This window comes from Candidatus Desulfolinea nitratireducens, from assembly GCF_982879505.1.
In genome coordinates, this window is record NZ_CEYOSI010000154.1 from 1 (window position 1) to 8,598 (window position 8,598).

General features: G+C 44.4%; 9 protein-coding genes. All 9 read left to right on the plus strand.

Annotated features, from left to right (window positions below; genetic code table 11):
• A partial coding sequence (locus AC3DOM_RS12770) for a methylenetetrahydrofolate reductase (RefSeq protein WP_487919432.1) occupies positions 1 to 194 on the plus strand: 194 nt, incomplete at its 5' end.
• Positions 191 to 541, plus strand: coding sequence for a hypothetical protein (locus AC3DOM_RS12775; RefSeq protein ID WP_487919433.1), 351 nt, complete (start codon positions 191 to 193; stop codon positions 539 to 541). The genes AC3DOM_RS12770 and AC3DOM_RS12775, both read left to right, overlap by 4 nt.
• A gap of 155 nt (positions 542 to 696) precedes the next feature.
• Positions 697 to 1,251 (plus strand): hypothetical protein, encoded by a 555-nt coding sequence (locus AC3DOM_RS12780; protein ID WP_487919434.1) that lies wholly within the window; start codon positions 697 to 699, stop codon positions 1,249 to 1,251.
• 466 nt (positions 1,252 to 1,717) lie between these two features.
• The gene (locus AC3DOM_RS12785; protein WP_487919435.1) at positions 1,718 to 3,904 is read left to right on the plus strand and encodes an EAL domain-containing protein; all 2,187 of its coding nucleotides are present in this window, start codon (positions 1,718 to 1,720) and stop codon (positions 3,902 to 3,904) included.
• A 261-nt stretch (positions 3,905 to 4,165) separates the two neighbouring features.
• A complete protein-coding gene (locus AC3DOM_RS12790) occupies positions 4,166 to 4,801 on the plus strand; it encodes a hypothetical protein (protein WP_487919436.1) in 636 nt (211 codons plus the stop codon).
• A gap of 24 nt (positions 4,802 to 4,825) precedes the next feature.
• Positions 4,826 to 5,263, plus strand: coding sequence for a four helix bundle protein (locus AC3DOM_RS12795; protein ID WP_487919437.1), 438 nt, complete (start codon positions 4,826 to 4,828; stop codon positions 5,261 to 5,263).
• Between the two features lie 60 nt (positions 5,264 to 5,323).
• A complete protein-coding gene (locus AC3DOM_RS12800; RefSeq protein ID WP_487919438.1) occupies positions 5,324 to 6,457 on the plus strand; it encodes an MFS transporter in 1,134 nt (377 codons plus the stop codon).
• Positions 6,454 to 7,038 carry an SAM-dependent methyltransferase gene (locus AC3DOM_RS12805; protein ID WP_487919439.1) on the plus strand — a complete coding sequence of 195 codons (585 nt, stop codon included), beginning with the start codon at positions 6,454 to 6,456 and terminating at the stop codon, positions 7,036 to 7,038. Before AC3DOM_RS12800 ends, AC3DOM_RS12805 begins: the two co-directional genes overlap by 4 nt.
• A gap of 192 nt (positions 7,039 to 7,230) precedes the next feature.
• Positions 7,231 to 8,598 (plus strand): HAMP domain-containing protein, encoded by a 1,368-nt coding sequence (locus AC3DOM_RS12810; RefSeq protein WP_487919440.1) that lies wholly within the window; start codon positions 7,231 to 7,233, stop codon positions 8,596 to 8,598.

Below are 8,598 nucleotides of genomic sequence, written 5' to 3' on the forward strand. Positions count from 1 at the left end.
CCATCGAAACCGGGATCGCGGCCTTGCCCGAAGACGACGCAGCGGCCCTAAATGATTTTGGGATCGACTTTGCCGCCCGGCAGAGTGCAGAATTGATCGAGGCTGGGGTGCCGGGTTTGCATATCTATACGATGGACCGAAGCAAATCAACACTTGGTCTGGTGAATCGTTTACGGGAAGATGGTTTATTATGAAGGACTCCCTGATATTGGCGATCATTATCATACTCCTGATTATTGGTATTGCAATATTTGCAATAAATAAAAGGGAAGGCCGAAAAACGGAGCCAAATTATCGCGCCTTATTCATATTGGGTATCGTCTGGTTGCCGATCGGCATCGCGACTGATAACCCCGGTCTTTTGGGGTTGGGCGCTGTCTTTTTGATCGCTGGTCTGGCGAATCGAAGTAAGTGGAAAGAAGAACCCAGGTGGTCTGAGCTATCCCCGGAGAGGAGGAAAATTATGATGCTTGTTGTAGGCGGACTGAGTGTACTTTTATTGGCAGTAATTATTGCCTATATCATTGCCAATAATAATTAGGTAGGCTAATGAAGGATATCTTCACCAATAATTTTGTGATACGCTAGCGGTTGGAAGAATCAAATAGTTTATTGAATTTTCCAATTGACTTGAATAATTCAATATCAATTTGGCACACCAGGTAGAATATTGGGTGGAGTCTAAAAGGAAAGCAAATGAATCGCCCGGTTTTGTATATTGCCATCATCACATTAGTTCTTGCTGCCAGTGGGTTTTTGGCTGTATCTGGTGCAAGAAGGAACGTCGAAACCCAAGTTGTGATCTTATCCAGTACACCGGTTCCAACGAAGATCAGTACCCCGATCTCTGACGAAAGCGCCAGACAAGAATATGAGGCCGCCTTTAAGTCTGTCATGTTGGAATGGCTAAACGGATACTCCAAATTTGAACGAGCATTGCCCAATTTTAAAAATGATATTTTATTTACCAAAGATGCAAATTGGCATCTTGAAATAAAAAATGACTTGATCGAAATGACCACTGCTGCAGAAAAGATGGAATCTCTCCCGCCCCCCCCGCCGGAACTGAAGGAACTCAATCAGAATTTACTTGGTATTGCGCAATCCACAAAAAACCTGGAACAAAGTTGGATCTTGATGACCTCAAATCCCGGCGATCCAACCTATTCTGATGGGATCAGCGGTGCCATCGATGATATAAACCTGTATTTCAATCTGATGGTTGAAGAGCTTGAGAAAATATCTTCATGATCGCAGCCTAGTAACCGTCTAAAAACAACTTCCCGAAAAGGCCACCACAGAGACACGGAGCGCACACGTGTGCCTGCGCAAAGTGCGGGCAAAATTTTTCTCTGTGGCCATGAAGACTTTCTCTGTGTCCTATGTGACTTTGTGGTAAAAAAACAGGAGTTTGTTTATGGATGCTCACTAGATTAAAAAATGTAGGTTGGCTGTGAGTAAAACTCCAACCCGCCAGATGAATGGTTCACATACTCGAAAAGGAAGAACGGATCTGTATCCATTCTGATAGCCAGGTGCAAAGTGCAGCCTATATTTTAATAAGTATAATGGGCACAATTACGAATAATTGGAATTTGATTGATCTGTCAATATTTGACAACCATTTTTTGAACTGCAAGAATTGAAAAACATTATCGGAAGAAATTCCGATAATGTTGCAATATTTTTATAACGTGCTCAAAGTAGGAGGAAATTTTTGAATTCAAATACTACCAATTTTGGCAAGGAAGAATGGCTGCTGGTTATCAGATCGAACACCGAAGACTACCAGGAATACAGACTAAAACCAGGGTCCAACAATATTGGGAGGGAAGCTGATAATGCCATTATTTTGCAGGATAGCACATCATCAGGTTATCATGCCGAAATTCATTACAACCAAACAAAAAACAGTGTTTCAATCCGAGATAATGAGAGCACTAATGGTACCTTTGTCAATGGCAAACGAATTCATGCTGTCCAAGCTTTACATCATGAAGACCAAATTCGGGTGGGATTATGCCTGATTACGATAATCCAACCCGATTCAAAGTTGCCTCAATTGGACAATTCCTCCATTTTAAAAACGAAGGTGACAACTGAGCTGATTTTAGAATCCATTGATCATTATGGGGTTCTTCTGCATAATATTGGACAACAGCTTGTCAACGTACCAGATTTAGATATAGCTTTATCTGAAATTTCAGAATTGATTAAAAGCATGCTGGGAGCTGAAGAATGCCAAGTAATCCTGGCTGACAAGTTTAGCCAACTGGAAGAGGCGGGAATTCCAGTTTCAATTGCCAAAAAAACAATTGAAAATAAAAACGCAAATTTGTTTCTATATAGCGATAAAGAATCACATGGAAATAATGATCAAGCCACCATACCAGTGCCCTTGTTATTCCCAATGTTACTTGTGCCGGTGATGATTGATGAGGTTGTTGTTGCTTTGATCTTTGCCAGAAAACCCCTGGGTTCCTCAACCCATTTCTATAACAGCGATCTCCAATTGGTCCTGGCAATCGGTAATCAGGTTGCAATGTCTCTTCAGCGGAATCGGGTCGAAGGCGAATTATTATATAAGTCCAATCACGATTCGCTTACAGATTTACCAAATCGGGCATTCTTCCTTGATCGTCTAAGCCGTTCGCTTGAACGATCCAAGCAAAAGGAGGGTGTTGAATTTGCTGTACTGTTTTTTGATATCGATAATTTTAAAGATGTCAACGACAGCCAGGGCCATGCTGTTGGTGATAAATTGCTCCTTGCCATGGCTGAAAGATTAAAACATAATATCCGCAGTATTGATTTAGCAGCCGGAGAAACAGTAGTTGCCCGCTTTGGCGGAGATGAATTTGCTGTCCTTCTTGATAATGTTAAAGAAAATCTCTTTGCCTTATCAACGGCCAATCGCCTTAAAGAAACCCTCTCAAAGCCCTATAATATCAATGGGAGGAAAATATATTCTTCCGTGAGTATTGGGGTGGCAATCAGTACAATAGGGTATGAATATCCTGAGGACATTCTCCAGGATGCAGATATTGCAATGTACCAGGCGAAAGAGTTGGGAAGAGAGCGTGTGGAGATTTTCGATAAATCCATGCGCGATCGGGCATTAGAACGCGTGCTCATCGGAACAGCCCTCAGACAAGGCGTTCTTCAGAAAGAGTTTCGAGTCCATTACCAACCCATTATTTCATTAGAAACCGGACGTATTGCAGGATTCGAAGCACTTTTGCGCTGGTACACAACTGATCGAGGCATTCTGAAACCAAGTGACTTTATGGATTTGTTGGATGCAGCAGGACTTTCTTATTTAACAGATAATTGGGTGCTTCAAAACGCCTGCTCTCAGGCAGTTGAATGGCAAAATAAATTTCCGGGTAACCCCCCTCTCTTTATTACTGTGAATCTTTCCGCAAGAAATATAATTCACCCAAGCCTGGTCGACAATATCATTCAAGTTCTTCAGGATACGAAGTTAGATCCGAGAAATCTGTATTTGGAAATTACAGAAAGAGCCACTACTTCTGATGATGAGAATACGATTGAAGTGCTCAGAAAACTTCAATCAATGGGGGTCCGAATTTCTATCGATGACTTCGGCTCCGGATATTCAGCATTGAATTATTTGGCTCAATTCCCGGTGGATGTTGTGAAGATAGATCAATCCTTTATCAAAATGATTGGGGTGAAAGAAGCGAGCAAGAAAATAATTGAGATGGTCAAAGCGCTTGCAAATCATTTGGGGATAATCGTGGTGGCAGAAGGTGTTGAAAAAATTGAACAATTGGAATTCGTAAAATCAATTAATTGTGAATATGCACAAGGATTTTACTATTCAAAAGCATTGGATACTGAATTAGCTACAGAACTTCTGACCGTAGATCCTCAGTTTTAAGAAATCAAAATAATTTGGACAAATTAGGGCTTCTCCGGAGAATAATGAACAAAGGGAAATAATGAAATCAAGCCCGAAACGAGAAAGTTACTAATTAAAAAATGCCTTAGCTTTTGCTAAGGCATTTTTTTTGAAGAACCCTTGAAGTTAAATACAACCAGTCTAATTTTCCAATCATCTCTTCAACCCTCAGCGCTGAACCATTTAGAAAAAATGATCCAAAAGGCCCGTCTTTTCTGAAACTCGAGGTAAAATCTACCCATGTTTAAAAATACAAAATCCCCCCTCTTCTGGTTTTTCATTATCCTTCTCGCCATTGTTGTAATGACCTTCTTTGGTCCCGAGGAGCAGACCCTTGGCTCAAATGTGCGTCTTGTTTATTTGCACGGAGCCTGGGTACTGACTGCCGAACTTCTTTTTGCTGCTGCCGCCTTAAGCGGATTGGTTGGCCTGATCACGCGAAAGGAAGCTTTTCACCGTTGGTCTACGGCACTTGGTCGCACTGGTATCTTTTACTGGATCACCTACCTGCCGCTTTCCATGTGGGCAATGAATGCCAATTGGAACGGTCTTTTCCTTGCAGAGCCGCGCTTTCGTCTGGCGATGACCTTTGCTGTGGTTGGGCTACTCTTACAGCTTGGTTTATGGCTGCTCAACCTGAGCTGGCTGACCTCGGCGGCCAATATCATCTTTATTCTTGCTTTACGCTTTATCTTCGCCACAGCTGAAAATATTATGCACCCTCCCCCCTCCCCAATTTTTAGCTCCGGGAACTGGAATATTATCGGGTTCTTTGTCGGCCTGAATTTGCTAACCTTGCTTTCGGCGTATTTTGTTACGCGAGTAATTCTGCGAAGGTACGATTCAGCGATTCAAAAAATCAGCGAGTCAATGTAACCGAAAGAAATAATTGGAGAATCGATGCCCCGCAATATTGTTGGTTCCATAGCAAATTATGAAGAATGGCAGGAAAATGTTCCTGAACGCATTAAAGCCGAACCAATTTGGAAATTTGCTGGCTATCGTAAATCATCCTTTTTGCATGATCTGGCTTGGGTTGATACGGAATCGTGGATAAAAGATAGCCGTGGTCGCGCGCTTGCCAACCAGATTATTCGTAGTTCATCCTCGGTAGCTGCAAATCTCGAGGAGGGGCTGGGACGCGGTTATGGTAAAGAACTCCTTTATTTTTACCGAATCTCCCTCGCCTCTGCTCGGGAAACAAAAGGTTGGTATTTCCGTGCTCGCCGCTTTCTGAGTGAAGAAGTTCTTGAGCATCGCCTTGCTCTCATGGATGAAGTTATTGCCTTAATCGTTACTGAGATCTCCTACCAACGCAAACGCCTTCCCAAACGCTGACTTGCTGAATCGCTGAATCTATGACTCGCTGACTCGCTGAATCTATGACTCGCTGACTCAATGAATCTATTTCTCTTCACATTCACCCGCACGATCTTCAACACAGCCTATCGCATGGCCTACCCTTTTCTGGGAGTCTTTGCGCGCGCCCTCGGCGTAGATATTGAAACCATGTCCCTTGCACTTACCGTGCGCTCCATCGGTGGCGGTATTACTCCTTTTGTTGCTCCTCTCGCCGATAGCCGGGGACGCAAATTTGGCATGCTGCTTGGGGTGGGACTCTTCACATTGAGTATGGCACTTGTCGTCTTCTGGCCGACCTTCCCTGTACTCTTCCTCTCGATGTTATTTGCTGCCATCGGCAAATATGTCTTTGACCCAGCCATGCAAGCCTTTCTTAGTGACCGTATTTCTTACGAGAAGCGCGGACGAGTGATTGCGATCACTGAGTTGGGCTGGTCCCTCTCCTTTGTTCTCGGTGTCCCATTGATGGGATTTCTCATCGCGCGCGACGGCTGGATGGCCCCCTTTCCACTGCTTACGCTGTTGGGATTGCTGACCTTCTTCCTCGTCGTCTGGCAGATCCCGAAGGACGAAACGCCCGTGGGGACGGCTGCTACTGTCCGGATGAATTTTCGCAACGTGCTCAGTTATGCCCCCGCGCTGGCTGGATTGAGCGTTGGATTATGGATGACTGTTGCCAACGAAGTCGTCAATCTTATTTTCGGGGTCTGGCTGGAAGATTCATTCGGGTTGCAGATCGCTGCGCTGGGTGCATCTGCGGCTGTGATCGGCGTTTCCGAACTGGGAGGTGAGGGTCTGGTGGCTATCTTCTCTGATAAATTAGGCAAGGAACGTGCCGTCGCTTTTGGGTTGGTTGCCAACTCTCTCGCCGCATTGCTCCTGCCTCTTTTAGGACGAACCACCTTTGGTGCCTTGTTGGGACTTTTCTTTTTCTATATCACCTTCGAATTTACCATAGTCAGTATTCTCCCGATGATGACCGAAGTGATGCCCTCCGCCCGGGCAACCCTGATGTCTTTCAATGTTGCCGCCCTCTCACTGGGACGTGCCATCGGTGCGCCATTAGGACCATTTCTTTATCGTTTTGGTTTTCCTGTCGTTGCGCTGGGCGCAGTACTTTTCAATTTTATTGCGTTGATGGCCTTACGCAGATTGGCCAAAAGCAGATGATCTTTCAAATCTTTTTTGTCATCCTTTATATCGCGGCGATCCTTTCATTACTGTATGGGTTGTGGACGATTGTGCCCTTTTTTTATGGCCTGCCCTGGGTACCGACCGCGCATGATCGCGTTCGCAGAGCGCTGGAAATGGTGGATTTGCGCCCCGATGAATTGCTTTACGATCTTGGGGCCGGGGATGGGCGCATCATCCTGATGGCAGCAAAAGATTTTGGGGCGCGGGCAATCGGGATCGAGGCCAGCCCTATGCAGTTTGCCTTCACCTGGCTGAGAATCTTTTTTAGCGGAGTCAAGTCTAAAGTCAGTGTCCGCCGCGAAAATTTCTATCGTACAGAATTTAGTGATGCGGACGTCATTTTTGCCTATCTGACATCCGATCAGGCGATCCGATTACAGGATGATCTGGCCAGTCAGCTAAAACCGGGCGCACGCGTGGTGGCGGTCGCATTTGATTTCCCTGATTGGAAACCGAATGATTTTGATGAGGGCTACTTGCTTTTTTCATACACGATGCCGCCCCAAAAAGGCGGGATGCTGGCATATTTTACGGAAAGAGAGTCTGAACTTGAATAGGTGCAGAACAATTTTCTGCTAAGCAAGAAATGAAGACTAAAAATACGGTAGATTTAAGAATACTGGAAACTTACAAAAACCTTTCTAATTTAATTTCTTGAGTAATCTTGATAACTATCTGCTAAAATAAGGGCATACTAGTTCTGTATTGTAGTACGGGCAATTAATTAGGCACAATCGGGAGGGATCTAGTTGAGTATTCGATTTAAGGTTATTCTTCCATACCTATTATTAACGCTACTTGTCGCTGTGACGGGGGTCTATGTAGTCACAAAATTAGTCACCAATACATTGAGTGAACGCCTGACCAATCAGCTTCTCGAATCTGGGCGTGTTGTCTCTGATGAAATGGCTCGTCAGGAGATCAGCCATATTGAATCTGCTCGCATCATTGCATTTACTCGTGGTATTGCAGAAGCACTTGTTGAAGATTCTGATCAGAAATTGCGCCAATTGGCGATGCCTGTCGCAACCGGATTAGATGTGGAAAATCTCATTATCTTTGAAAAAGAGGGGAATGAGATACTCCATTTTATTCAGCGATCAGATGGTGGCCTGGCAGAATTTAATCCACAATCATCAGCGATGCTCGAAAGCATTGCCCAAGAAATTCTCGAAGAGAATAATCCCGACACTTTACCCCGACGGGGATTGGGCACGGATACTGTTGATGGTAAATATTACTACTTTACCGCTATCCCAATTTCACTCGAAGGTGAAAATGTCGGGGTGGTATTCATTGGCACGTCATTGGATGCTATTCTCCCCCATCTGAAAAGCACATCAATTGCGAATGTCATCTTTTATGATGAAACGGGGAAAACGATTTCGACAACATTTGGAACTCAAAGCGCTAACCCCTTATTTGCTTCCGGATTGGATATCACTGAAGAAATTTATCAGCAAGTTCGTAAGACTGAGAAACTTGTCAACGGAGAAAATATTCTTGTTGAAGGACGCTGGTACAGGCTGGCGCGCGGTGAGCTGCGTGTTGCAGATAGCCAATTGGGGATTTTTGCGGTGGTTCTGCCTCTTGAATTTGTTCTCGAGACAGGCTCAATCAGTCGAAATACCTATGTCTTATTGTTCACCATCGCTATGATGGTGGTTATTGTTATTGGCTACGCTATTTCACGTATCATCATTAGGCCCCTCTTCTCTTTGGTGGACACATCTCAAGCCATCAAGGCGGGTGATCTGACCAAACGCACTGGCATTCAGAGCAATGATGAGATTGGGATGCTTGCCAGCTCTTTCGACGAAATGGCTGAGCGTCTCCAGAAACATACGGCCGAACTGGAAAAGACCAATAAAATGCTTGAGCAAATGGACCAAACCAAAGCCAGTTTTATTCAGGTTTCGGCACATGAACTGCGTACCCCACTAACCCTTATCGATGGGTACTCACAAATGCTAAAGAAAAAAGCCGCTGGAGATCCTGAGACAAGCTCATTGATCAACGGTATCATGAGTGGATATGATCGTATGGCATCCATTGTTAATAACTTTAGTTTCGCCAAACTTGGCGACAGCACCTTGAAAAACAACGAAAAAAGATGA